Origin of the sequence: Brevibacillus sp. MER 51, assembly GCF_023714195.1 — a bacterium.
Lineage (GTDB): Bacteria > Bacillota > Bacilli > Brevibacillales > Brevibacillaceae > Brevibacillus.
Window position 1 is genome coordinate 1 of the sequence record NZ_JAMAUS010000028.1, and the last position, 24,065, is coordinate 24,065.

Below are 24,065 nucleotides of genomic sequence, written 5' to 3' on the forward strand. Positions count from 1 at the left end.
GCCGCCAGCGTTCGTCCTGAGCCAGGATCAAACTCTCCAATAAAGTTTGTTACTGGTTCAAAGCTGGCAAATCATTTAATGATAGACTCATTAACGCTTTCGCTGTTCAGTTTTCAAAGAGCATTTTCACAACAACCATTTCATCTTATCAGGTTGTCCATGCCGTGTCAACAAGTTTTTTTAACTTGTTTTTCAGCGACCTCATTAATCTATCACATATCTTGAAGGAAAAGCAAGAACTATTTTCACATCATTTTTGTGATCGATTAAGTAAAAAAGAAGAACAGGTATTAATATAACACTTAACCTTTTTAAGTGCAAGTAAAAAAATAAAACCACCTGAGTTTTTCTCAGATGGTTCTATTCTGCAAGACTAGTCGCGGTTACGCATATGAGGGAACAGCAGTACGTCGCGAATGGAAGGCGAGTTGGTCAACAGCATTACCAGTCGATCAATTCCGATTCCTAATCCTCCAGTTGGCGGCATACCGTACTCAAGCGCTTCAATGAAATCGTCATCCATATCATGCGCTTCGTCGTTACCAGCTTCTTTTTCCAAGAGCTGTGCTTCAAAGCGTTCACGCTGGTCAATCGGATCATTGAGCTCTGTAAATGCATTAGCATGCTCACGAGCTACGATAAACAGCTCAAAACGATCCGTGAATCGCGGATCCTGGTCATTTTTCTTCGCCAATGGCGAAATCGCCACAGGATGACCGTAAACAAATGTAGGTTGAATCAGTGTATGCTCCAGCTTTTGCTCAAAGAATTCATTCACTACATGTCCGAACGTATGGTGAGGCTCAACGGATACGCCATGCTCTTTTGCCAGAGCACGCGCTTCATCGTCGCTCATTTCCTTCCAGAAATCGACACCGAGATTTTCCTTAATCAAATCGACCATGTGTACACGACGCCATTTTGGTGTCAGGTCAATCTCATTGCCTTGGTACTGAATTTTCATGGTGCCCAATACTTCCTGTGCGATATGAGCAACCATTTCTTCAGTCAGGCTCATGATATCTTGGTAGTCCGCATATGCTTCGTACAGCTCAATCATCGTGAACTCAGGGTTGTGACGAGTAGAGATCCCTTCATTACGGTATACGCGACCGATCTCATACACCTTTTCCAAGCCACCGACAATCAGTCGTTTCAAGTGCAGCTCAATTGCAATACGCATATACAGCTGCATATCCAAAGCATTGTGGTGCGTGATAAATGGACGAGCAGATGCACCACCGGCAATCGCGTGAAGTGTAGGTGTTTCTACTTCCAGGTAGCCAAGGTTGTCCAAATAACGACGCATTGAAGTCAGAATGCGGCTACGCGTAATGAATGTATCGCGAACCTCCGGGTTTACAATCAAATCCACGTAACGCTTACGGTAGCGAGTCTCGATATCTTTGAGACCATGGTATTTCTCAGGCAGTGGACGCAGTGATTTCGTCAGGTAGGACAGTTCCTTTGCTTTTACACTGAGCTCGCCCGTTTTTGTTTTGAAAACAACACCAGTTACACCGATCATGTCACCGATATCCGCCAAATCAAATACTTTGCTCAGCTCTTCGCCAACGGTATCCTGACGAACGTAGATTTGAATCTGACCGGAACGATCCAGCAGTTGAGCAAAGCTCGCTTTACCCATTCCGCGTTTCGCCATCAATCGTCCTGCAATCGTAACCACGTTCTCTTCCGCTTCCAGCTCTTCCTTGCTCTTTTCGCTAAAAGCTTTCGTTATATCCGCAGCGTGATGCGTTTGCTCGAATTTTTTACCGAACGGATCAAAGCCCCACTCACGCAATTGATTCATTTTGTCGTGACGCACTTGAAGAAGCTCGTGGAGCCCTTCCTGTTGCTGTTCTTCTTGCTGAAGGTCTTGCTCGTTTGCCATTTTACTCTCACTCCTCTAGAAAATGCCTGCATTAACAATTTTGTACAGACTTTTATAATAGCGATACGGCGTACCTCGCAAAAGGTACGCCATAGATCGACTGCTTACAGGTTAATATCAAGAATCTCGTACTGAATGACTCCTGCCGGTACGTTAACGTCAACAATCGCGCCTTTTGCTTTGCCAAGAAGCGCTTGACCTACCGGGGACTCGTTGGAAATCTTGTTGTTCATCGGATCGGATTCAGCTGAACCTACAATCGTGTAATCGACAACATCACCGAACTCGAGGTCTTTCAGCTTCACACGGGAACCAACGCTTACAACACCTGTATCTACATCTTCATTTGTGATGATGCGGGCATTGCGCAGCATTTTTTCCAGCGTCAGAATGCGGCCTTCGATGAACGCTTGCTCATTCTTTGCCTCTTCGTATTCAGAGTTCTCACTGATATCTCCAAAGCTAATCGCTTCTTTAATACGAGCAGCTACTTCCTTGCGTTTAACCGTTTTCAAATCTTCAAGCTCTTGTTCAAGTTTTGTTAAACCTTCCGGTGTAAGGATGACTTCTTTTTCAGACATGGTTCAATTCCCCCGTTTTAAAAAATGATTCCATTTATACTGGGTAAAGTACAAAGGATTATATGTAGATGTTCTATACAATATACAGCAGAATGCAATCGTCTGTGAGGTTCAAAGGTAAAGCTGCCAGTGTGGACTGGCAGCTCGGCTCCCAATATTACGGAGTATTATAGGATATGAAGGAACCCTTGTCAATGTCTGGAATGAACCACCAATTTTAGTAGCTGACAGCCTCATCACGTGCTGTTTCCAGCGGTTCTTCGCTGTCATCTGCGTAGTTTTCAATCCAGTCGACAAAGTTCATGAGGACGCTGCGAAGCTCCTCTTCTGTCTCAACCGCATTCACGAGATTTTTCGTGTGCGTCGAGCCCTTCAAGCCTTTCAAGTAATACGCCGCGTGCTTGCGCATCTCAAGGACTCCCACTCTCGGACCCTTCAGCGCGATTAAACGCTCTGCATGCAATAAACAAATATTCATCTTTTCACGTGCGGTTGGCTCTGGACCAAGCTCGCCTGTCGTCAGGTATTGAATGGTGCGATACAGCATCCATGGATTTCCGAGGGCAGCCCGTCCAATCATAACACCATCGCAACCCGTTGTATCCAGCATGCGTCTCGCATCCTCAGGAGTAGCCACATCCCCGTTTCCGATCACCGGGATCGAAACGGTTTCCTTTACCCGACGAATCCAGTCCCAGTCCGCTTTCCCTTTGTACATTTGTACACGGGTGCGTCCATGAACAGCAATCGCTTTGCCGCCTGCACGTTCTACTGCCTTGGCGTTATCCAGTACATACAGATGATCTTCGTCCCAGCCCAATCTCATCTTCACAGTAACCGGCTTGTCGACCGCATCGACCACAGCCGAAACAACTTCGTAAATTTTATCCGGATCGAGCAACAGACGCGCACCTGCATCACAGCTCGTAATTTTCGGCACAGGACAGCCCATGTTGATATCAATGATATCCGCGTTCGTATGCTGGTCTACATATTTCGCCGCACTCACCAAGGTTTCCTTGTCTCCACCAAAAATCTGCAAACTTAGTGGTTTTTCGCGTTCGTCGACAAACAACATATCCATCGTTTTTTTGTTTCCATGCACAATGCCCTTGTCGCTTACCATCTCAGCGCAAACCAATCCGGTACCGAACTCCTTGGCAATCAGACGAAAAGCAGGATTACAGACACCTGCCATTGGAGCGAGTACTACGTTGTTCTTTAATTCGATATTACCGATTTTCATCTATTTTCGCCTCCTTATTCCCGCTTCGTCGGGGTCTTGGAGAGGACAATCCTATCCAAACTTCATTACATCACTTATTTATAGCACATAATTCATCGTAGTCTACCTGTAAAGTGCTGGCGATCTTCCGTAATACAGGCTCTGTTGGCGTACGAGTCCCTCTCTCTAGTGATCCAACAAACGACAGTGACACTCCCATCTTTTCCGAAAGGGACTGTTGTGTATACCCTTTTAGCTTTCGGAAGGACCGGATTCGGTTTCCCAGTTGATTGCTCCCCACTCACGTACCCCCTTGTGATCTTCTACCAATAAGGAAAGATAATGATCAATGGTCTGGTTATGCTCAGGTAAAACGCCGCCTTCCCAAACGTCTCGAAGCGGCACGAGTACAAAAGCACGCTCGCTCAGCCCAGGATGAGGAATCATGAGATTGTCTTGCGAAACACGAGATGTCCCGTACAACAGTAAGTCAATATCTATCGTGCGCGGTCCCCATCGAATCGTTCGCACACGTCCCAGCTCTCGCTCTACTGACAATGCCGTCTCTAAAAGCTGATCCGGGGTCTGTTCTGTTTCCACAGCGATCACCATATTAAGAAATGCGTCTTGTTCGACGTTACCAAATGGATCAGTCTCATAAACAGAAGAGACACGAAGCACGCGAATTCCAGGTTGCTCGTTCAACTTCTGTATCGCCCGGCGCAAGTTCTGTGCCCGATCCCCGAGGTTGGAGCCTAGCGCCAAATACGCACAAACTGTCATGAAGCAAAATCCTCTCTTCTACGGATCATCTCAATCGCAACCGACTCGTAATGCCCATTGATCGGCGGATTCGGCTTGGTCACTTTTGCTTTGACTTCATGCAAAGGGAATTGCTCCAGTAGACTTTCTGCTATCACAGCAGTCAGTTTTTCTACCAAATGAAACCGTTCACCCTCGACAATTTTTTGCACACAAGTAAAGATATCGGCGTAATTGACTGTATCGTGAAGATCGTCACTTGCTCCGGCTTTGGATAAATCAAGCGATAGCTCCAAATCGACATAAAACCGTTGGCCCAGTTCAGCCTCTGCTCCAAACACACCGTGATATCCGTAAAAAGACATGCCATTGAAGTAGATTTTATCCAAGGTTAAATGCCCCCTTTTAGCATCGCATCCATCATCTTCGTAACACGCTTCATTTCTTTGACGTCATGCACCCGTACCATATGACAGCCTTTTGCCGCCCCGAGAGCAACTGTCGCTGCTGTACCTTCGACACGCTCATCTACAGGCAAGTCGAGAACATGACCAATCATCCGCTTGCGTGAAGTGGCAAGCAGAACGGGATAGCCCAGCCCTACCAAGTCATCCAGTCTGCGCATCGTTTCGAGATTTTGCTCGACAGTCCTAACAAACCCGATCCCCGGATCGAGGATGATTCGCTCCTGTTTTACCCCTGCCTGCAAGGCGATCTGTACTGACTCACGCAGGTCTTTGATATAGTTAGGGAAAAAGTCATGATAGTCCGTGTCTTCGCGATTGTGCATCAGGATAATGGGTACATCGAGACGGGCAGCGACCTCTGCCATCCGCGGGTCACGCTTTGCTCCCCATACATCATTTATGATATGTGCCCCTTCCGAAATGGCCCGTTCTGCAACCGCCGCTTTGTACGTGTCAATGGACAGCGGAACAGACAATTCCTGTGCAAGTATCCGAATGACTGGCAGCACTCTGTCCAACTCCGTCGCCTCATCGACTGCTTCCGACCCCGGACGTGTCGATTCTCCCCCGATATCAATCAGGTCGGCTCCAGCTTCAACCATTGCACGTGCTTGTGCCAGTGCTGCCTCCACATCGACATAGCGACCGCCATCCGAGAATGAATCCGGTGTCACATTCAAAATACCCATGACTAGCGTGCGCTCCCCCAGTGGCAGGACATACTGACCACAGTTTAGCTCGCGCCGCGCACGAAGCTTGGCAGGCATAGCTAAAACTTCCCGTACCTCTGCCGCCAACGCTCGTAGTTCTTCTGTTTGGGTTTTCATATAATCCAACGCCAAATCCATCTTCTTGTGTGAAGCCAACAGCAGCACGTATTTTTTGTCGGCAGTACCTGGTTGATCTGAGATAACGGCTTCCGCATCGAAAGAGTGCATAATCTCTCTCAGACCCTGTGCTGTTGCCACACTCATGTTTTCCGTATGAATCTTTAGGCTCGTCTCCGCTTCCGTCATGCGTTCCGCTTCTGGAACAGGAACTCCCCTTCTGACAAGCTCCGATACCATCTCAGCGAAGGTCGCAGCATGGATTCGAAATGAATTGTATTTCATGATCAAACTCCCTTTTTCCGTCTTCGCACATTGAATAGTAGCATACCATAATTTACTCGCTAGCCGCTACAGACTGACGGTAGGCGCGGTGCAGTTCGCACGAATATGCACCATATGTCGAAGGGAGGGATTGCCCGTCAATTTCGGAAATCGGAACGATCTCTTGCACGGAATTTGTCGTAAAGACTTCATCGGCGTTGAGCAGCTCTTCCAGGCGATATCGACCTTCTTCGACAGGCATGGATAATTGCTGTGCCAAAGTCAAAACATGTCGCCGCGTCACACCATCCAGAATGCCTGTATCAATAGAAGGGGTAAACAGCTTGCCATTCTTGACCCAGAACACATTGCTCACAATTCCTTCCGCCACGAAGCCATCATGCGTCAAAAACAGACCTTCCACATCCGGACGGGCGCCGAGTTCTTGACGTGCAAGAGCATTGTTTAAGTAATTGTGCGATTTAAAGCGCTGCTTGCCTTCCGCTGTCTGTCTCGCCAACGCCAATGTCTGCAATCGTTTTGGCGGAGGAGGTACTGCCAGAGGTGCTACAGGTTTGGCAAATACAAATAAGGACGGACGCTCGTAGCCCTCTGCTACCAAGCCCACCCCTTCTGCGCCAGCCGTAATACTCAAGCGGACGTAAGCATCACGCAACTCGTTTGCATCGATGGTCATCAAAATGGCTTCCGCCAGCTCTTCCCTTGTCCAAGCAGGTTGAATCTGCAACGCAAAAAGCCCGGAACAAAGCCGGGCGTAATGAGCATCCCATAGAAATAGCTTGCGGTCGTATACACGTAAGGTTTCAAACAAACCAATACCGTACAAAAACCCGTGATCCAATATCGATACTGTAGCCTCATGAGCCGGACAAATCGTCCCGTTAGCATAAACGTGCATCTGCGCTCTCTCCCGATAATATAGTCGAGAGCATCATATCACACTTCCGAAGAAAGTTCCGTTTCCTCCGAGCGTTTGCCGTGTACGAAACGCGAGATAGTAATGGAGATTTCATATAAAACGATAAGTGGCACAATTACCATAATATCGGAGAGGAAATCAGGCGGCGTAATAGTAATCGAGATAATCGCGAGCACCAAATAGGCCGGTTTGCGTATTTTAGCCAAGCGATGCGGGTTGAGAATCCCCAAATGGCTCAAAAACAAAACGACAACCGGCAGTTCAAAAAGCAACCCAAACGGAAGGCAAAGATTGAGCATAAAGGTGAAGTAATCGTTCGCTGTAATGACCAGTTCAAAATTCCCGTTGGATAAACCCAACACAAATTTGTACATCATCGGAAATAGCACAAAGTAGGCGAAGGAAAGCCCGAAAATAAACAGCAGGAATAGAGCCGGGATATACATGAGCGCCACTTTTCGCTCTCTTTCTTCCAATGCGGGCACCACAAAGCGCCAAACTTGATAAGCCGCAACCGGGATTGTAATCGCAAGCGCACCGACTGCGGCCAGCTTTACATAGATCGACAGGATATCTCCCGGCCCAAGGATCGCCAGCTTTTCCCCTGAATGATTCGCTAACGCCAAATAAATATGATCCACAAATAAAAAGCAGATAACCATACTGACAACAAGAACGGACAGCACAATCAAAATTCTGCGGCGCAGGTCTGTCACATGCTCAAGTATAGGCATCTCTTTGCTCACTCGAACTCCTCCTCATGCGCGGAAAAAGGCAGTGCGTCTCGTGTACGCACCGCCTTCACTCAGGCCGGATTAGTTAATTCGTTTCAACGCTTCTTCTGGAGCCTTCTCTTTTTCATCATCGTCTTTGGTCAAATCTTTTGCTGCGGTTTTAAATTCGGTCAAGGTTCGTCCAAAAGCACGACCGATCTCTGGCAGTTTACTCGGCCCGAAAATCACCAAAGCAATGATCAGGATCAGAATTAATCCAGGAATACCGATGCTCGACAGCATAGTCTGTTACACTCCTTGTCCTAGAAACCTGTAATAGCAATCACGCTCGGCATGGCTACTGCATTTCCGCCTTTAGGCCAGTGGCTGGTTGGCTTGTCGTACGACTTCAGGTTTTCACCTGGATGCTGCACCGCCAGGAACAGTGTTTTTTCATCAGGAGTAAACCAAGGACCTGTCATTTCAGCGCCTACTGGTGCAGACGCGAATTGTGCGGCTTCTCCCTTGCTGTTACCCGTTGTTGGAATGAAAAACACACCATTGTTTCCAAAGGATTTATAAATGCCGCTGTTCATCGACGAGGACGAGATGTCTGTCACGACCCACAGGTTACCCGCACTGTCGAAAGCCATGTTGTCTGGCGCCGCAAAACCGCTTTGTGGTCCACCTGCTGCAAAAATCTCAAACGTAAACTCCAAACCTGCATGGTTGTTGTCATTCTCGAACAGACGAACGATTTGTCCGTAGAAGTTGCCATGCTTGTCGTTGTTGGTCAAGGCAATGAAGACGGAACCATCAATCGGATGAACTTCCAGGTCTTCTGGGCGATCCATCGGGGTAGCCCCTACTGCTTTGGATGCATCTCGGCAGTTGAGAAGCACGTCAGCCTGAGAAGCAAACATCGGTTTGCCATCTGCATCGACTGCTTTTTTCAGCGCTTCATTTGTTGCGAAATCCAACGGAATCCATTTACCCTTACCGAAGTTGGCAACGTACAATGTCCCCTCTTCAAGCAGCTTGGAATTGCTTTTTCCCGCCTTCGGATCGTACTTACCTTTGGATACATACTTATACACGTATTGGTCTTTCGCATCATCTCCCATGTAGACGACCAGTTGTCCAGACGGAGCCAGAACCATTGCCGTGTTTTCGTGGGAGAATCTGCCCAATGCTGTATGCTTCTTCGGAGTCGATTTCGGATCAAATGGATCTACCTCAACAACCCAGCCATAGTGCTCGGCTTCAGGCAGCTTGCAATCACCGACGACGTCCATGTAGTTTTCCTCGCAGGAAAGAATTGTATTCCACATCGTCACGCCGCCGGAGCAGTTCGCAAATGTTCCGGTTACTTCTTTAGCAATGGAAGCTGCTGGACCCGTCAGCACATGCTTGGTCAGCCCGCTTACCCGACGACCATATTTGGAATCGGAAACAAGCTTCCATGTGCCATTTTCTTTTTTGATTTCAATAATGGAACCGCCAAGTGCATACAAGTATTTTTCGATTTGTGCAGGGGTACGTTTGTTGTCCTTAGAATCAGCATTCAGATAGTCATAACCGTTTACGTAATATTCCAATTCACCTAAATATTCGTGATTTACCCACAAGAGGCCATGATCGGACTTGCCTTCGATTGGCAGGAAACAGGTGAAGTCGTTGTTGAACCCGAAGGTATCTCCTGCCGCATTGATCTTATCGCCATAGGAAGCCACTACATCGTATTTAAAACCGTCCGGCAGTACAACATCGTCTTTTGTAGTCGGATGAATTTCTTTGAATTTCGGATTGAAGTTATGCTTCTTTGTATCGAGACCAAACAGATGATCGGCCGTTTTTCCTGATAGGGTACCACCAGCTGCCAGGGCAGGAATTCCTGTTGCTACCGAAGCCAACGCCGCTGTCCCTACACCGAGATAAGTCAAAAACTGTCGACGATTTACATCCATTTACTATCTCTCCTTTTTTGCCTTCTTCGGTTTCATTGTACAAGCCGTATATCGAGGAACCATGAATGTTATATAAAGAGTATGTAAATAAAAAACCGCCCTCGAAAAAAGGCGGTTTTCCTGTCGTATCTATGTGTCAACCTGTCGTGTGACGCGCGTATGCGGTAAGGAAGTTTTTCAGCAATTGCTTGCCGTGCTCGGTAATAATCGATTCAGGGTGGAACTGGACGCCCTCAATTGGGTACTCCCGATGGCGCACAGCCATGATTTCTCCTTCGGCTGTCCGGGCGGTTACTTCCAGCTCACTCGGAATGGACGCTTCCTCAATAATCAAGGAATGATAGCGTGCCGCTGTAAAAGGAGAAGGGATGTCCTGAAAGATCGTTTTGCCATCATGGAAAACCTCAGACGTTTTTCCGTGCATCAAGCGCTCGGCCCGAATGACTTTTCCGCCAAACACTTGCCCAATGGACTGATGGCCCAAACAAACACCCATAATCGGAATTTTTCCGGCAAAATGGCGGATCGCATCCATGCTGATCCCCGCTTCATTTGGCGTGCACGGCCCTGGAGACACCATCAAATAATCAGGTGCCAATCGCTCGATTTCTTCCAGTGTAATTTTGTCATTGCGATACACTTGCAGCTCTTCCCCAAGCTCTCCCACATACTGCACCAAATTGTAGGTAAAGGAATCGTAGTTATCAATCATCAAAATCATCGTACACTCGTCTCCTCTCAACTCATCGTTCTCTGCTCGCTCAACTCAAGCGCTTTCCACAACGCTTCTGCCTTTTTCAATGACTCGGCGTACTCTGCCTCTGGAACCGAATCAATCACGATACCCGCTCCAGCCTGCACATGAGCTACGCCATCCTTGATCACCATCGTGCGGATGGCAATGTTGACCTCGATATCGCCATTGAAGCCAAACCAGCCGATTGATCCCGTATAGACGCCTCGCTTGACTGGCTCCAGCTCTTCGATGATTTCCATCGTGCGAACTTTTGGCGCTCCGGTGATCGTTCCTCCCGGAAAAGTCGCTTCGATCGCATCAAGCGCATCCTTGCCTGCTGCCAGCTCTCCTTTGACGTGAGAGACGATATGCATGACGTGGGAATATTTCTCCACGACCATGAATTCGCTGACCTCCACACTGCCAAAGCGACAGACGCGGCCCATGTCATTACGTTCCAGATCAACCAGCATGACATGCTCTGCGCGTTCCTTTTCATTATCGATCAGCTCACGTGCCAACGCATCGTCTTGCTCGTCCGTTACTCCACGCGGACGTGTACCGGCGATTGGACGAGTATGCACTTCCTTGCCTTTTACCTTTACAAGTAGCTCTGGCGAGGCACTAACCAATTGAAATTCAGGGAAGCTCAGATAGCCCATATAAGGAGACGGATTCAGCTTGCGAAGCACATCGTACACTTCTGGGGCAGTCACCTGCACTGGCTTGCTCTGCCGTACCGACAGATTGACCTGAAAAACATCCCCTTGGGCGATGTACTCCTGCACCCGACGAACAGCATTCTCGAATTGGTCTTTGGCAAAGGATACGGACGCTGGCACTAGCTTGGCAAGCGGTCTTTTGCGCAACGCTTCCCAATCTGTCTCATCCCGCTCCATTGCCAATGAAGCAATCGAGTCCATACGTTTTTCCAGCTGGAGTTCTGCATGTCGATAGCTCTCTTCAGTCAAATTGTCCGCGTTCAAATGCGTCAGGCAAATGATCTCTCGGGTCTCATGATCAAAGACAAGAAGGTCTTGCATTATCATAACATACAGGTCTGGCAACTGTAAGTCGTCAGTCGCTATCTGTGGCAAGCTGGGCTCAAAAAAGCGGTTCATCTCATAGCTGATATAACCTACGGCCCCTCCGGAAAAATCCGGCATACTTGGAAGCGTAGGCGTACGGTAACGAGATAGCATCTCTCGCAAAGCACTCAATGGGTTGTGAGTATCTATGCTTTCAATTTTTCCTTCTGGGTACGAAACGATTGTTTCTCCTCGCTGACTGCGCAGCGTAGCGATAGGCTCATATGCCAAAAAGGTATACCGCCCAGCTCGTCCACTTTCCAGCAGGATAGCATTTTGCAGAGAAGGCTGTAACTTTGTGAGCACCTGCCACGGATCAATCGTCGAAGACCACGGTCTACGCAGGGCTAGGGGAACCAACGAATAAGATAAGGCATATGTCTGACAATCAGCAAAGGTAGGGAACATTCTTCCTCTTCACGCTCCGGTTTTCACTATTTATCCGTTCATTATATAGTTGCCTGATACAAAAAGAAAAGACCACGTGGCCAACGCGGCTCCGTGGTCTTGCGGTATCTTTTTACAATTAATCTTCGAACTGATATAGAGGTGTGGACAAATAACGCTCCCCATTCGAAGGAATGACAACGATCACTTTTTTGCCTTTGCCGAGCTTCGCTGCTACTTGCAGAGCCGCATGGATCGCTGCTCCAGAAGAAATCCCGCCGAGAATGCCTTCCTGACGAGCCACACGACGCGCAGTTTCAAAAGCGTCCTCGTTTTCTACCTTAATGATTTCGTCGTAAATTTGAGTATCGAGAATTTCTGGAACAAAGCCAGCCCCGATACCTTGGATCTTATGTGGACCTGGTTTGCCGCCAGACAAAACTGGCGAAGCCGCAGGCTCAACAGCCACGATTTGTACATTCGGATAGTGTTCACGAAGAACCTGCCCTACACCCGTAATCGTTCCGCCTGTACCGATACCGGAAATAAACGCATCTACGCCGCCGATTTCCTTGGCTTGGTCCAACAGTTCACGAGCAGTCGTCTCACGATGAATGGCCGGGTTTGCCTGGTTTTTAAATTGTTGCGGAATGAAATACGAGCTATCTTCTTTCGCCAGCTCTTCCGCTTTGCGAATCGCTCCGCCCATCCCTTCGCTGCCTGGTGTGAGAACCAGCTCTGCACCATACGCACGCAACAGGTTACGGCGCTCCATACTCATCGTCTCTGGCATGACCAGAATAGCACGATATCCTTTTGCAGCAGCAACCATCGCGAGTCCAATACCGGTATTTCCGCTCGTAGGTTCAATGATGGTATCACCCGGTTTCAGACTTCCGTCTGCCTCTGCTGCCTCAATCATCGACAACGCAATTCGGTCTTTTACACTGCTGCCCGGGTTGAAGAACTCCAGCTTCAAGTAAATGTCTGCAATATCTTCGGTGACAACACGATTTAGCTTTACAAGCGGAGTAAATCCAATCAAATCGGTAATGGAATTAGCCACGCGCATATGTTCTGCCCCTCCTATTTTTATAACCGAGTAAAACGCTAGGATTTATTGACATAATTATATCAACGGTAGCCTATTTGGTCAATGAGGCATTTGCCCAGAAATCTGGACCCCTACCGATTTTCGCAATCGCTCCAGCACGACATCCAGCGACTCGACCTGGGCAAATGCGATTTCTCGGCGCAGCTCCTCTTTTACCTCTTCAAACGTCCGTTGACTGGCTTCCCTACGCTCTATCAGTTGATAAATGACGTATTGATCCTGTATTTTGATCGCTTCGCTATGTTTGTCTTTCTCCAGCTTTTCTACGATGGGCTTCGCTTCGTCAGGCAATCGATTATCCTTGATGGAAACCCAGCCTACATCCCCGCCACTCGCCGCTGTATCTGCATCAATCGAACGCTCTTTGGCAATCGTCTGAAAGTCGGCCCCGTTTTTCAAATCAGCCAAAACTTTTTCCGCTTCTTTTTTTGAAGCCACGACGATTTGTCCTAAACGCATCTGCATTGGTCGGGTATAACGGTCAGATCGGCTATTGTAGACGTTTAATATCTCTTCATCCTTGATGGTCATGTCCTTCGTTGCCAAGGTTTGCAGCAGGATTTGATAAGAAATCTCCTGCTTCAGGGCTTCCACTGTCGTCCCCGCTTGTTTTAACAGCGCAGCCTCAAACTCGCTGTCTGTCCGACTTCCGTAACTGTCGCGAATCTGGGAAAGCTCTTGCTCCAACTGCTTCGGATCAACCGTGATACCGGATCGCTTCGCCTCTTGAAAAACGACTTCCCGATTAATCATGTCGTTTAGCACTTGCTTACCGAATTTTTGTTTCAGCGCCGTTACATACTCATCGTTGCTAATCGTCTTATCCCCTACGATGGCGGCAGGCTGCAGCTTGCCTGATGCCTGGTACCATGCCCAGGTAACGGCAAGCAGCAACAATACAAGCGCCCCAATGAATGCCCACAACCCTTTTACGTTGGTCATGCCAACACTCCCCTACTTGACGCCGCGCTTACATGTCTTTCAGGATGTCTTCCAACGCGGATCTGTCATAATGGTAACGTTCATTACAGAAATGACAGTGTACTTCAGCTTCGCCCTGTTCCTCAATCAGACTTTCCATTTCTTCGCGTCCCATGCTGATCAGTGCCTGAACAACCTTATCCGCTGTACATTTGCAGCTAAATTGAATCTCCGTGCGGCTCAAGATTTTTGGATCATCCAATACGCGGGCCAAAATCTCTTCAGGAGTCAAACCTTCACCAATCATGCGAGAAACCTGTGGAAGCTGTCCCAAACGCTCTTCAATTGCTGCCACAACCTCTTCAGGCGTATTTGGCAACAGCTGAAGAATAAAACCACCCGCCGCCAAAACAGAACGGTCTTCTGGATTCACCAGTACACCCACCCCTACTGCTGAAGGCGTTTGCTCGGACATCACAAAATAATAAGTGAAGTCTTCTCCAATCTCACCAGAGACGATTGGCGCACTGCCTTGATACGGCTCCTTGAGACCGAGATCTTTCGTTACGTACACAAACCCGTCTGTTCCCACTGCACGCGCTACATCGAGCTTGCCTTTTTCGTTTAGCTCAAAGTGGACGTGCGGGTTGGATACATACGCGATTCCTTCACCATGTGCGTTTGCTTCCGCCATGATCTGCCCGATTGGTCCGCCTCCTTTTACTTTGACATGAAGGCTCTCGTTTCCTTTTAACATAGCCCCCATCATCAAGGTAATAGTCAGCGTACGTCCCGCTGCTGCTGTCGCTGTATTCCACATGTCGTGACGACGACGCATATCTTCGACAGATTCCGTCGTGCGTGCGGCAAATGCACGAACATGCCCATTAAAACCCGTTGCTCTTATCATATAATCGCCCATATAGCGATCCTCCTTTTCGAACTCCCTCTTTAAAATAGCGAAAAAATCATGAAGCTATCTTACCAGTTTACCACAAGGAGAAAAAGACTACGCTTCTCCCGCTGTGAGTCTGACACTTTGAGAATTCGACCATTTCTGACAGAAAAAACCCCTCTGTACGAAGAGGGGCCGTAATAACCAATCCTATGTTAGGTTAAATAATCTTTTAATACGTGCGAAGCTTTTTGTGTTCGCAATCGGTCAATCGTCGTCGCTTCAATTTGGCGAATACGCTCGCGGGTAAGCCCAAACATTTTCCCCACTTCCTCCAGCGTATACACTTGGTCATCATAGAGACCATAACGCATGGAGATAATTTCTTGGGCTCGGGGACTAAGTCGCTCCAACGCTGCGCGCATTTGCGAGCGAAGGTCTACTTTTTCAATCCAGTCATCCAGCGAGGACAACCCATCATCCATGATTTCTGCGTAGCTCAAGCTCTCGTCTTCATGCCAAGCCTGCCATTTCTCACTGTCCAGCTCAGCGTCGATGGATTCCATCTTCATCATGAGAGCCAGTTCAATGGCCTCCACCTTTTCTAATGGAATATCCAAGAGTACGGCAATCTCCTGTCGATCTGGCGTCCGGTTCAAAGCATGGACGAGATGTAGGACTTGCTTCTGATACTGGCGAATCTGCTCATGCATGTGGACAGGAATGCGAATCAAAGTTGCTTTGTCGTTGATGGCACGGGTGATCGCTTGAGAAATCCACCAGTGCGAGTAATGATAGAGACGCACGCCTCGTCCCACATCAAATTTGTCAATCGCAGTAAACAAACCTATCGTGCCCTCCTGAATCAAATCCAGGAACGGCATCCCTCTTTTCAAATGGCGCAAAGCGGTACTAACTACGTATCGTAAATAGGCGCGCACAATCGTTTCACGTGCTTCAAGATCGCCATCCCTTTGATAGCGAATCAGGCAAGCAAGCTCTTCTTCTTTGTCCAACATGGGTGTTGCAGCGACGCTTTCCAAAAACAGTAGAGCAGAAGTGTCCGATCGAAGCGATCTAGGGACAACAATTCCCAACTGTGTCTCCACTTCCCGCCAGCGACGGGGAGTTGAATGGAACGAGGAGGTACTCAGAGTCATATGCAACCCTCACTTCTCTGGAATGGAAGATCACGATGAAGTAGGTGAGTCACGGAATGTTTTACTGTATCCGTATTTCGACAAAACCCGTTCGATTCCTGCCAGTTAACAGAATATTAACAGTTCTCCTCTCAGAACAGTTGATGAAAGCCCTTTCATAGGTTAGAGTTAAAAGTTTATGAAGAAAAAGCCATCCCTAATACCAAGGATGGCAAAAAGACAATGTCGAATCTTCTGATAAAACCGAAGACTACTGATACAAGTGACAGGCGACGAAGTGGTTGGTGTCTACTTCCTGCCAGATAGGCTTCTTTTCGGCACATACTGCTTTGGCGACCGGACAGCGCGTACGGAACACACAGCCACTAGGTGGATTGATCGGGCTCGGAACGTCTCCTTCGATAATGGTGCGCTCACGACTTTTCTCCAAGTCGGGATCGGGGACAGGAATAGCTGACAACAACGCCTGCGTGTAAGGATGCTTCGGTGATTCGTAAAGGATTTCACTGGCAGTCATCTCGACCATATTGCCCAAATACATGACGCCAATACGATCGCTAATGTGCTTGACCATTGCCAAATCATGCGCGATAAACAAGTACGTCAGCTTTTGTTCCTGCTGCAATTTCTTCATTAAGTTAACGACCTGTGCCTGAACCGAAACATCGAGTGCGGAAATCGGCTCATCGGCAATAATGAAGGTAGGATTGACGGCAAGTGCCCGCGCAATCCCTATCCGCTGTCGCTGACCACCACTGAACTCGTGCGGGAAACGGTTGGCATGCTCTTTTTGCAAACCAACCATCTCCAATAGCTCAATCACACGTTTTATCCGTTCCTTCCCTTTATATAGCCCATTTAGATGCAGGCCCTCCGAAATGATTTCCGCTATGTTCATTCGAGGGTTCAGAGAAGCATATGGGTCCTGAAAAATCATTTGCATATGGCGTGTCAGCTTGCTCCGCTCAGCAGATGATGCCTGGTGGACGTTTTGCCCGTCAAAAATGATCTCACCTGTCGTCGGTTGATACAATCCGATAATTGTACGGCCTGTGGTCGATTTACCGCAGCCAGATTCCCCTACCAGTCCAAACGTTTCTCCCTCGTATATATCGAAGGAAACATTGTCCGCTGCCGTAAGTGAGAGCCCTTTACCCAACGTAAAGGTTTTTGTCAGGTTCTTTACCTGGACCAGCTTCTTTCGTTGCATCTGGCCACTCCTCCCCGTTATCCGTTTACCAGTATCGTCTGGAGATACAATGTTCCTTTTCGAGCTTGTAGCCATCCAGCTTGACGATCTCGATGGCACTTCGCGAATCCGGAGAATGAATCATTTCACCATTCCCCATATAAATGCCTACGTGATGGACTCTGCCTTTCCCCTCTTCATGGGCAAAAAACAGCAGATCCCCCGGAAGCAACGCTTCTTTTTCCACGAGCTGTCCGGCTTTTGCCTGATCAGATGCATCACGCGGAATCTGGAGACCGACAGATCGGTGCATGTTGTACGCAAATCCTGAGCAGTCATACCCGTAAGAGGACATGCCGCCCCATAAATAATGCAGGTTGAGGAATCGCTTGCCCGCTTCTACGATTGCCTCTCCACGATTACCGGAAAGCTCGATGGGCTCGTTTACTCTGACGATTTGGACGTCTGCTTTTGGCAAAAGTCCTGTACCGTTCGGTGTCGCTACCGTTACCCAGTCCGCGGTTTCCCCAATCAGCGGCAGTTTGGTCAAAAACGCAAGCTCCAGGTCTGGCTTTTGGTCGGCTGTATGTAGATGGGTAAACGCCGCCGTGACCATTGCCAGCTTTTGGCCTTGCTGTACCTCAAAAGCATCTGACCACGGTGCTAACTGACGAGACGGTACCCAGCCGGGATAGCCTGTTGCGTTTTTGTTCGTTGTCTGATCAGGAATCAGAATTTGTGACCATTCCCCATGCTCCTCGACTACCTCTACGCGGGTACCATACAGCGCTTGAGTTTGAATCGCGTTATTGTCGTAAAAACCAAGCTTCTCTTCTACAGTAAGGGAAGCGAGCCAGCTTCGTGCATCTACCGGGGATTGGAGCGCTACTTGGTCAATATCACGCGGCGACTCCGGCTTGGTCCACACAGTGGCGACAGAAACAGAAACTATAGCAGATTTCATCTTAGTTCTCCCCCTCCCACAGGCTGACGGAACGAATGCCGAGCCCCGACTCTTCTGGCATGCGCATCAAGCGGCCCTCGTACGTTACGCCACCTTCTATGCCATCGTGCAAAAGCATCAACGGGGCATCGAAATCAAAGCGGGTGATGTTTTTCTTGCTGGCCGCAAAATGAGCTGCTGCTGATACAGCCAAACGCGATTCGATCATGCTGCCAACCATGCATGGAATACCGTGCTCTTCAGCCAATTGGTTGATCAATTGTGCTTTGTAAATGCCACCAGCCTTCATGAGCTTGATATTAATCATGTCTGCCGCACGGTTTTGCAACACCTGCAGGGCCTGCGCTGGTGAAAACACACTCTCGTCAGCCATGATTGGCGTATCGACTGAATCTGTTACCCGCTTCAAGCCTTCCAGATCATGCGCTTTTACAGGCTGCTCAATGAGTTCGATGCCAAGACCCATGTCCTCCATTTTGCGAATGGATTGGACCGCTTCTTTTACATTCCATCCCTGGTTGGCATCAAGACGAATCTTCACCTGATTGCCCACGGATTTGCGAATTTCCTGGATACGCAAAATATCATCCTCGATATTGTCTTTGCCGACCTTGATTTTCAGTACGTGAAAGCCTTGCTTGAGGTAGAGAGCTGCATCCTCGCCCATTTCCTTCGGGGAGTTCACGCTAACGGTATAGTCCGTCTCCAATTGGTCACGGTAGCCACCCAGGAATTGGTACAACGGCATTCCTGCGCGCTGAGAAATAAGGTCGTACAACGCAATGTCTACCGCTGCCTTCGCACTCGTATTTCCTACCATGGATTGGTGCAAGGTTTGGAAAACTCGTTCATAGGCAAGCAAATTCAAGCCGATGAGCTGAGGTCTCATCGTATTCATAATCGCTGACTCGATGCTCTCGATGCTGTCTCCGGTAATGACGACAGTCGCCGAAGCTTCGCCCCACCCGACCATACCGTTATCGCAGGTGATTTTCACCAGAATCGATTCCAGACTATGCACCGTACGCAAAGCCGTTTTAAAAGGCTTTTTCAATGGTACAGAAATTCGTTTTACTTCGATGGCTTGAATAATCATGTTTTCCTCCATCTTCTCCAGCACTCGTGCTTTCTTTCGTTGTGTTTTTTCTCATAGACATACTAAATTATAGCACTATTAAAAATTCTAGCGAAAAAGGGGGAGAGTCATTTCATCCACCTGAAATGACTTCTCCCTACTTACTCTTTCTTACTTCACGACAGCTTTTCTCAGGTCTGTGTAGCTCAGTGAAGAGCTTTGTACACCACTCACTTTGTCGCTTGAGAGCAAGGAAGTGTTGTAGAAATAAAGCGGTGCGATTGGCGCTTCATCCAACAAAATTTTTTCTGCATCATGAAGCAGCTTCAGACGTTTTGCATCGTCTGGCTCCTTGTATGCGTCTTGGATCAGCTTGTCGAATTGTGCATTGCCCCAGCCCGTACGATTGCTTGCTGCCTTCGATTGGAAAATGTCGAGGAAGTTGATCGCATCACCAAAGTCAGGCAACCAGGAAGAACGAGCAATTTGATACTGCAATTGCTTTTGCATATCCGTCAAAACTTTTCCCTCTACCTTTTGCAGCTTCACATCTACGCCCAGCGTCTGCTTCCACATTTCCTGCGCGGCTTGTGCCGTTTTCTCGTTGGCCGTTCCGCTGCGGTACGTGAGTGTAACCTCCGGCAGCTTTGTGTAGCCTTTTTCTTTCATTCCTTGTTCCAGGAGCTTCTTCGCTTCATCTGGGTTGAAGTTCACCAATTCTCCGCCTACCTCACGGAATTGTCCTTCACCGTTGGCATCAGGCAAACCATAAGATACGAAGCCAGTTCCCGGCTTTTGTTGACGCATCAGCACCAGGTCAACCAGCGTCTTACGGTCAATCGCCAAGCTGAAGGCTTTACGAATATTGGCATTATCAAATGGCTCCTTCGTTACGTTGAAACGATAAAACTCTGTACCTGCTCCATCACGCACGAATACTTTGCCATCTTTGAACAATTGGTCTGCCATGTCTGCAGGAACGGTTGTCGTTCTGTGCAGCTCTTCGTTCGTAAACATTTGATACTCGGTATTCTCGTCATCAATCATTTTCCAAACAGCACCAGGCAGAGTTACGTTTGCTGCATCCCAGTACGTATCGCTCTTCATTATTTTCAGTTCACTGTCATGCGCCCATTCTGTCAGCTTGAATGGCCCGTTTCCGACAAAGCTTGCTGCTTCTGCTGCCCATTTCGGATCTTTTTCTACAGTTGCTTTGTGTACAGGGAAGAAAGCTGGGTTGGATGCCAACAGGAGCGTCCAGGAAGCTGGTTGAGCGAGCACGACCTCTAGTGTTTTGTCGTCCACCGCTTTTACTTTTACGCCATCCGCCGGACCTTTACCGCTGTTATATGCCTCCGCTCCCTCAATAATGTACGCGAGGGATGCCGCCGGAGATGCCAGTGCAGGATCAAGCATGCGTTTCCACGCGAATTCGAAGTCCTGAGCCTTTACCGGTTCACCATTGGACCATTTGTTGTCACGCAGGGTAAAGGTGTAGGTTTTGCCATCCTCGGAGATTGTCCACTCGGAAGCGGCCGCTGGTTGAGGCTTTTGATTTTCGTCCAGGCGAGTCAAGCCTTCCATCAGGTTGTTCAATATATTATAGGACGGCTCATCAAAGCCAATCGGCGGGTCCAATGACGTCGGTTCCTTGATATTATTCAGCAACAGGAGCTTTGCCGCTTGATCACCCGGCGTCGGAGCGTTTGGCTGAGCCGTGTTGCCTGGTGCATTCTCACTTGGTGCAGCTGGTTGACCCGATGTACATCCAGCCATGAGCATAGAAACACCCAGCGTAGCTGTCAGCAACAATGTTGATAGTTTTTTCACTGTTTCTTCCCCCTTATTTTTTGTTTTTGTATGTCGTAAAAGGATAGTGACGTCAGACGACACCCTCTTTTACACGAATGAAGCCGGGCTTGACCACTGCCCTCGACAGCCTTGAATCAGGTCCCTGTTGGCGGTTGCATCGACGCTAACAACTTCTTCGCCCGAGGGTCCTGCAACCAACAGGAAACCGCGTGTTTGCTATGGACATGGGTCTCCGCAGGCTGGTAATTCCGACATACTTCCAACGCGTAGTCACAGCGCGCTGCGAATGCACAGCCAATTGGCGGGCTGAACAAATCCGGGGGTGTTCCGGGTATTGGGCTGAGCGGAATGGAGCGATCCGCATCTAAACGAGGCATCGACGCCAACAAGCCTTTGGTGTACGGATGCTGCGGATTGTAAAAAATGTCGCGAACAGGCCCGGACTCTACCACTTTTCCGGCATACATGACGTTGACCCGATCCGCAATCTTGGCGACGACTCCCAAATCATGCGTGATAATAATGATCGAGACTCCCGTCTTTTTCTGAATGCTTTTGAACAGCTCGATGATTTGCGCCTGAATCGTCACATCCAACGCTGTCGTAGGCTCATCCGCAATAAGAATGGACGGCTTACAGACAAGCGCAATCGCAATCATGATCCGTTGGCGCATCCCGCCACTAAACTGATGGAGGTACTGCTTTAGACGACTTTCTGGAGTGGCGATCCCCACCAAGGTGAGAATTTCAATCGCTTGCCGCTTGGCTTCACTTCTGGTGACCTTTTGATGGCGAATGATTCCCTCCATAATCTGCTCACCAATGGTGATGGTCGGGTTGAGTGACGTCATCGCATCTTGAAAGATCATGGAGATTTCTTTCCCACGCAGCTCGCGCATCTGCTTTTCTGGCAGCTTTGCCAAGTCCTGCCCTTTAAAATGAATGCTTCCTCCTGCGATTTTTCCGATATGCTCCGGGATCAGTCGCATAATGCTCCTTGCAGTCACGCTTTTCCCACATCCCGATTCACCAACAATCGCCAGTGTCTCCCCTTTGTTCAAGGTAAAGTTCACGTCCCGAACAGCGTTCACTTCACCACCATGCGTCTTGAATGTGACCCGAAGCCCACTGACCTCCAGCAGCTTTTCCGTTTTATCCATGTTGCCTACCTCCTTGACTTCGGATCGAACGCATCGCGCAAGCCATCACCGAGCACGTTGAACGCGAGCATCGTCAGCGAGATGAGGAAAGCAGGGAAAAAGAGCCGCCACCAATGCCCCGACAAAATGGTGGGGAGTCCATCGTTCGCCATTACCCCCCAGCTAGCCATTGGCGCCTGAATACCGAGACCGAGAAAACTCAGAAACGCCTCTGCAAAAATCGCAGATGGAACAGATAACGTGACATATACAATGATGATGCCAATTGTGTTGGGCAGCAGATGTTTACGAATGATGTAGAAAGGCTTTGCCCCCATTGTTTTTGCTGCCAGTACGTACTCCGAGTTTTTCATTTGCAGGACCTGACCGCGCACAGTCCGGGCCATCCCGATCCAACCGGTCGCACTTAAGGCGATAATAATGGTTAAAAGTCCGGGCCCCATGACGACCATTAGCAAAATCACCACCAATAAATACGGAAGGCCGTACAAAATGTCCACGAAGCGCATCATGATATTATCGATTCGCCCGCCCAAATATCCGGCAATTCCTCCATACAAGACACCAATAAAAAAATCGATAAGAGCTGCCGTCAAACCGACAAACAAGGAGATGCGAGCACCATACCAAACACGTGTGAACACATCGCGGCCAAAATCATCAGTACCAAACCAGTTCACTTCCGACGGCGGTTTGTTTTTCATAATAATCGACTGTTTGGCGTATTCATGACCAGAGATCATCGGTCCAATCGTAGCCATAACCCCCAGCAAGATAATAACTACCAACCCCAACAGAGCCAGCTTGTTTCCTCTCAGACGAAGCCAAGCTTCTTGCCAAAACGTCAGTTGAGGTCGCACAATCGCTTCCGCATTGAGGTTGTCTTTGCGCATGGGGATAAATAAATCATCAGAAACGATCATCCTTCGCTCTCCTTTCGATGCAGCTTAATTCGTGGATCAATGATGCCGTACAGTACATCGACGACAAACATCAGGAAAATCAAAAGTGCGCTATAGAAGACGGTCGTTCCCATAATGACGGAATAGTCGCGGTTATTAATGCCAGCGACGAAATATTTCCCCATCCCAGGAATCGCAAATATTTTTTCGATCACAAAGCTTCCCGTTAAAACGTTGGCAATCAGTGCGCCTAAAAGCGTGACGACAGGCAAAATCGCATTACGCAGCGCGTGCTTCAACACGATCGTCGCTGGAGACAGCCCTTTTGCACGAGCAGTTTCAATGTATTCCTGGGTCAACACTTCCAGCATGTTGGTACGGGTCAAACGAGCGATAATCGCAATCGGACCAAATGCCAATGCAAGTGCTGGCATAATCACATGCTGCCAAGACCCCCACGTTGCGGTCGGCAACAGCTTCCATTCGACCGCCAAATATTTGATTAATAAGGAGGCGACAACAAAGCTGGGAACAGATATCCCGATAACAGCAATAATCATGGCAAGGTAATCAATGAGACGGTTATGTCGTAGCGCGGCGATCACACCAAGCGCAATACCGGTAACAATCGCAAAGACGACAGAAATCAGACCGAGTTGAAAAGAAACGGGGAATCCACGGGCGATCATTTTGTTGACCGTATCCGAGCTATTTGCAATCGACGGCCCAAGGTCAAACTGCACCAGCTTTTGCAAGTACAGCCCGTATTGGACGAGTAGTGGCTTATCCAGGTTGTAGTAGGCATTGAGATTGGCAGCAACTGCTTCGTTTAATGCCTTTCCTTCTTTTTCAAAAGGAGATCCCGGAACGGCATGCATCAAGAAAAAGGTGAGGGTAATGATGAGCCATAACGTCACGATCATGGAGATAAATCTGCGGAAAACAAAAGATAGCAAGGACTCTCCTCCTTTTCATCAGAAACTGACCTCTCGTAATAAGCAAAAAACCCAGCAAATGCACGT

Annotated in this window: 25 protein-coding genes; 1 reads left to right on the forward strand and 24 read right to left on the reverse strand. The window is 48.5% G+C overall.

Going from position 1 to position 24,065, the window contains the following annotated elements:
* Positions 1 to 225, forward strand: a 225-nt coding sequence (locus M3630_RS29535; RefSeq protein WP_251254549.1) for a hypothetical protein, incomplete at its 5' end; no start/stop codon positions are given.
* 148 nt (positions 226 to 373) lie between these two features.
* Here M3630_RS29535 and lysS read toward each other — a convergent pair.
* From lysS to M3630_RS29655, 24 genes are all read right to left on the reverse strand, one after another.
* Positions 374 to 1,894 carry a lysine--tRNA ligase gene (gene lysS, locus M3630_RS29540; RefSeq protein WP_012683951.1) on the reverse strand — a complete coding sequence of 507 codons (1,521 nt, stop codon included), beginning with the start codon at positions 1,892 to 1,894 and terminating at the stop codon, positions 374 to 376.
* Positions 1,895 to 1,998: 104 nt separating this feature from the next.
* On the reverse strand, positions 1,999 to 2,475 hold the full coding sequence (gene greA / locus M3630_RS29545) for a transcription elongation factor GreA (protein WP_047074771.1): 477 nt from the start codon (positions 2,473 to 2,475) through the stop codon (positions 1,999 to 2,001).
* Between the two features lie 217 nt (positions 2,476 to 2,692).
* Positions 2,693 to 3,721 carry a tRNA dihydrouridine synthase DusB gene (gene dusB, locus M3630_RS29550; RefSeq protein ID WP_221869329.1) on the reverse strand — a complete coding sequence of 343 codons (1,029 nt, stop codon included), beginning with the start codon at positions 3,719 to 3,721 and terminating at the stop codon, positions 2,693 to 2,695.
* Between the two features lie 70 nt (positions 3,722 to 3,791).
* Positions 3,792 to 4,001 carry a helix-turn-helix domain-containing protein gene (locus tag M3630_RS29555; protein WP_047074774.1) on the reverse strand — a complete coding sequence of 70 codons (210 nt, stop codon included), beginning with the start codon at positions 3,999 to 4,001 and terminating at the stop codon, positions 3,792 to 3,794.
* Positions 3,953 to 4,483, reverse strand: a complete 531-nt coding sequence (gene folK, locus M3630_RS29560; protein ID WP_251254550.1) for a 2-amino-4-hydroxy-6-hydroxymethyldihydropteridine diphosphokinase — start codon at positions 4,481 to 4,483, stop codon at positions 3,953 to 3,955. The genes M3630_RS29555 and folK overlap by 49 nt, the downstream gene beginning before the upstream one ends.
* A complete protein-coding gene (gene folB / locus M3630_RS29565) occupies positions 4,480 to 4,851 on the reverse strand; it encodes a dihydroneopterin aldolase (protein WP_251254551.1) in 372 nt (123 codons plus the stop codon). Before folB ends, folK begins: the two co-directional genes overlap by 4 nt.
* Before the next feature lie 2 nt (positions 4,852 to 4,853).
* Positions 4,854 to 6,041, reverse strand: a complete 1,188-nt coding sequence (gene folP / locus M3630_RS29570; RefSeq protein WP_251254552.1) for a dihydropteroate synthase — start codon at positions 6,039 to 6,041, stop codon at positions 4,854 to 4,856.
* Positions 6,042 to 6,093: 52 nt separating this feature from the next.
* Positions 6,094 to 6,939, reverse strand: a complete 846-nt coding sequence (pabC, locus tag M3630_RS29575; protein WP_221869326.1) for an aminodeoxychorismate lyase — start codon at positions 6,937 to 6,939, stop codon at positions 6,094 to 6,096.
* Positions 6,940 to 6,977: 38 nt separating this feature from the next.
* Positions 6,978 to 7,706, reverse strand: coding sequence for a twin-arginine translocase subunit TatC (tatC, locus tag M3630_RS29580; protein ID WP_173612467.1), 729 nt, complete (start codon positions 7,704 to 7,706; stop codon positions 6,978 to 6,980).
* A gap of 69 nt (positions 7,707 to 7,775) precedes the next feature.
* On the reverse strand, positions 7,776 to 7,976 hold the full coding sequence (gene tatA, locus M3630_RS29585) for a twin-arginine translocase TatA/TatE family subunit (protein ID WP_017247013.1): 201 nt from the start codon (positions 7,974 to 7,976) through the stop codon (positions 7,776 to 7,778).
* Positions 7,977 to 7,996: 20 nt separating this feature from the next.
* The gene (locus M3630_RS29590; RefSeq protein WP_251254553.1) at positions 7,997 to 9,640 is read right to left on the reverse strand and encodes a PhoX family protein; all 1,644 of its coding nucleotides are present in this window, start codon (positions 9,638 to 9,640) and stop codon (positions 7,997 to 7,999) included.
* 136 nt (positions 9,641 to 9,776) lie between these two features.
* The gene (gene pabA / locus M3630_RS29595) at positions 9,777 to 10,361 is read right to left on the reverse strand and encodes an aminodeoxychorismate/anthranilate synthase component II (RefSeq protein WP_012683942.1); all 585 of its coding nucleotides are present in this window, start codon (positions 10,359 to 10,361) and stop codon (positions 9,777 to 9,779) included.
* 17 nt (positions 10,362 to 10,378) lie between these two features.
* Complete coding sequence (locus M3630_RS29600) at positions 10,379 to 11,872, reverse strand: anthranilate synthase component I family protein (RefSeq protein ID WP_251254554.1); 1,494 nt, start codon at positions 11,870 to 11,872, stop codon at positions 10,379 to 10,381.
* A 118-nt stretch (positions 11,873 to 11,990) separates the two neighbouring features.
* A complete protein-coding gene (gene cysK, locus M3630_RS29605) occupies positions 11,991 to 12,923 on the reverse strand; it encodes a cysteine synthase A (protein ID WP_251254555.1) in 933 nt (310 codons plus the stop codon).
* 81 nt (positions 12,924 to 13,004) lie between these two features.
* On the reverse strand, positions 13,005 to 13,907 hold the full coding sequence (locus tag M3630_RS29610; RefSeq protein WP_251254556.1) for a peptidyl-prolyl cis-trans isomerase: 903 nt from the start codon (positions 13,905 to 13,907) through the stop codon (positions 13,005 to 13,007).
* 28 nt (positions 13,908 to 13,935) lie between these two features.
* Positions 13,936 to 14,808 carry an Hsp33 family molecular chaperone HslO gene (gene hslO / locus M3630_RS29615; protein WP_173612462.1) on the reverse strand — a complete coding sequence of 291 codons (873 nt, stop codon included), beginning with the start codon at positions 14,806 to 14,808 and terminating at the stop codon, positions 13,936 to 13,938.
* A gap of 188 nt (positions 14,809 to 14,996) precedes the next feature.
* A complete protein-coding gene (locus tag M3630_RS29620) occupies positions 14,997 to 15,941 on the reverse strand; it encodes a sigma-70 family RNA polymerase sigma factor (RefSeq protein ID WP_088910250.1) in 945 nt (314 codons plus the stop codon).
* Positions 15,942 to 16,191: 250 nt separating this feature from the next.
* On the reverse strand, positions 16,192 to 17,151 hold the full coding sequence (locus tag M3630_RS29625) for an ABC transporter ATP-binding protein (protein ID WP_251254557.1): 960 nt from the start codon (positions 17,149 to 17,151) through the stop codon (positions 16,192 to 16,194).
* Between the two features lie 25 nt (positions 17,152 to 17,176).
* Complete coding sequence (locus tag M3630_RS29630) at positions 17,177 to 18,094, reverse strand: C40 family peptidase (protein ID WP_251254558.1); 918 nt, start codon at positions 18,092 to 18,094, stop codon at positions 17,177 to 17,179.
* A 1-nt stretch (position 18,095) separates the two neighbouring features.
* Positions 18,096 to 19,190 (reverse strand): dipeptide epimerase, encoded by a 1,095-nt coding sequence (locus M3630_RS29635; RefSeq protein WP_173612459.1) that lies wholly within the window; start codon positions 19,188 to 19,190, stop codon positions 18,096 to 18,098.
* A 150-nt stretch (positions 19,191 to 19,340) separates the two neighbouring features.
* On the reverse strand, positions 19,341 to 20,999 hold the full coding sequence (locus M3630_RS29640; RefSeq protein WP_251254559.1) for a peptide ABC transporter substrate-binding protein: 1,659 nt from the start codon (positions 20,997 to 20,999) through the stop codon (positions 19,341 to 19,343).
* A 116-nt stretch (positions 21,000 to 21,115) separates the two neighbouring features.
* Positions 21,116 to 22,141: an ABC transporter ATP-binding protein gene (locus M3630_RS29645; RefSeq protein WP_251254560.1), complete on the reverse strand. Its 1,026-nt coding sequence runs from the start codon at positions 22,139 to 22,141 to the stop codon at positions 21,116 to 21,118.
* A 5-nt stretch (positions 22,142 to 22,146) separates the two neighbouring features.
* The gene (locus tag M3630_RS29650) at positions 22,147 to 23,034 is read right to left on the reverse strand and encodes an ABC transporter permease (protein ID WP_396475814.1); all 888 of its coding nucleotides are present in this window, start codon (positions 23,032 to 23,034) and stop codon (positions 22,147 to 22,149) included.
* 26 nt (positions 23,035 to 23,060) lie between these two features.
* Entirely contained in the window at positions 23,061 to 23,999 is a 939-nt protein-coding gene (locus M3630_RS29655; protein WP_172143247.1) for an ABC transporter permease, read from the reverse strand.
* Between the last annotated feature and the right edge of the window lie 66 nt (positions 24,000 to 24,065).

Bases quoted from the DNA above. Each gene is read 5' to 3' on its own strand.
- folP (WP_251254552.1), bottom strand. From the start codon at position 6,041: ATGAAATACAATTCATTTCGAATCCATGCTGCGACCTTCGCTGAGATG.
- M3630_RS29620 (WP_088910250.1), bottom strand. From the start codon at position 15,941: ATGACTCTGAGTACCTCCTCGTTCCATTCAACTCCCCGTCGCTGGCGG.
- lysS (WP_012683951.1), bottom strand. From the start codon at position 1,894: ATGGCAAACGAGCAAGACCTTCAGCAAGAAGAACAGCAACAGGAAGGG.
- greA (WP_047074771.1), bottom strand. From the start codon at position 2,475: ATGTCTGAAAAAGAAGTCATCCTTACACCGGAAGGTTTAACAAAACTT.
- M3630_RS29650 (WP_396475814.1), bottom strand. From the start codon at position 23,034: ATGCGCAAAGACAACCTCAATGCGGAAGCGATTGTGCGACCTCAACTG.
- M3630_RS29590 (WP_251254553.1), bottom strand. From the start codon at position 9,640: ATGGATGTAAATCGTCGACAGTTTTTGACTTATCTCGGTGTAGGGACA.
- M3630_RS29625 (WP_251254557.1), bottom strand. From the start codon at position 17,151: ATGCAACGAAAGAAGCTGGTCCAGGTAAAGAACCTGACAAAAACCTTT.
- cysK (WP_251254555.1), bottom strand. From the start codon at position 12,923: ATGCGCGTGGCTAATTCCATTACCGATTTGATTGGATTTACTCCGCTT.
- hslO (WP_173612462.1), bottom strand. From the start codon at position 14,808: ATGGGCGATTATATGATAAGAGCAACGGGTTTTAATGGGCATGTTCGT.
- pabC (WP_221869326.1), bottom strand. From the start codon at position 6,939: ATGCACGTTTATGCTAACGGGACGATTTGTCCGGCTCATGAGGCTACA.
- M3630_RS29630 (WP_251254558.1), bottom strand. From the start codon at position 18,094: ATGAAATCTGCTATAGTTTCTGTTTCTGTCGCCACTGTGTGGACCAAG.
- M3630_RS29635 (WP_173612459.1), bottom strand. From the start codon at position 19,190: ATGATTATTCAAGCCATCGAAGTAAAACGAATTTCTGTACCATTGAAA.
- M3630_RS29600 (WP_251254554.1), bottom strand. From the start codon at position 11,872: ATGTTCCCTACCTTTGCTGATTGTCAGACATATGCCTTATCTTATTCG.
- folK (WP_251254550.1), bottom strand. From the start codon at position 4,483: ATGACAGTTTGTGCGTATTTGGCGCTAGGCTCCAACCTCGGGGATCGG.
- pabA (WP_012683942.1), bottom strand. From the start codon at position 10,361: ATGATTTTGATGATTGATAACTACGATTCCTTTACCTACAATTTGGTG.
- M3630_RS29645 (WP_251254560.1), bottom strand. From the start codon at position 22,141: ATGGATAAAACGGAAAAGCTGCTGGAGGTCAGTGGGCTTCGGGTCACA.
- M3630_RS29610 (WP_251254556.1), bottom strand. From the start codon at position 13,907: ATGACCAACGTAAAAGGGTTGTGGGCATTCATTGGGGCGCTTGTATTG.
- dusB (WP_221869329.1), bottom strand. From the start codon at position 3,721: ATGAAAATCGGTAATATCGAATTAAAGAACAACGTAGTACTCGCTCCA.
- tatA (WP_017247013.1), bottom strand. From the start codon at position 7,976: ATGCTGTCGAGCATCGGTATTCCTGGATTAATTCTGATCCTGATCATT.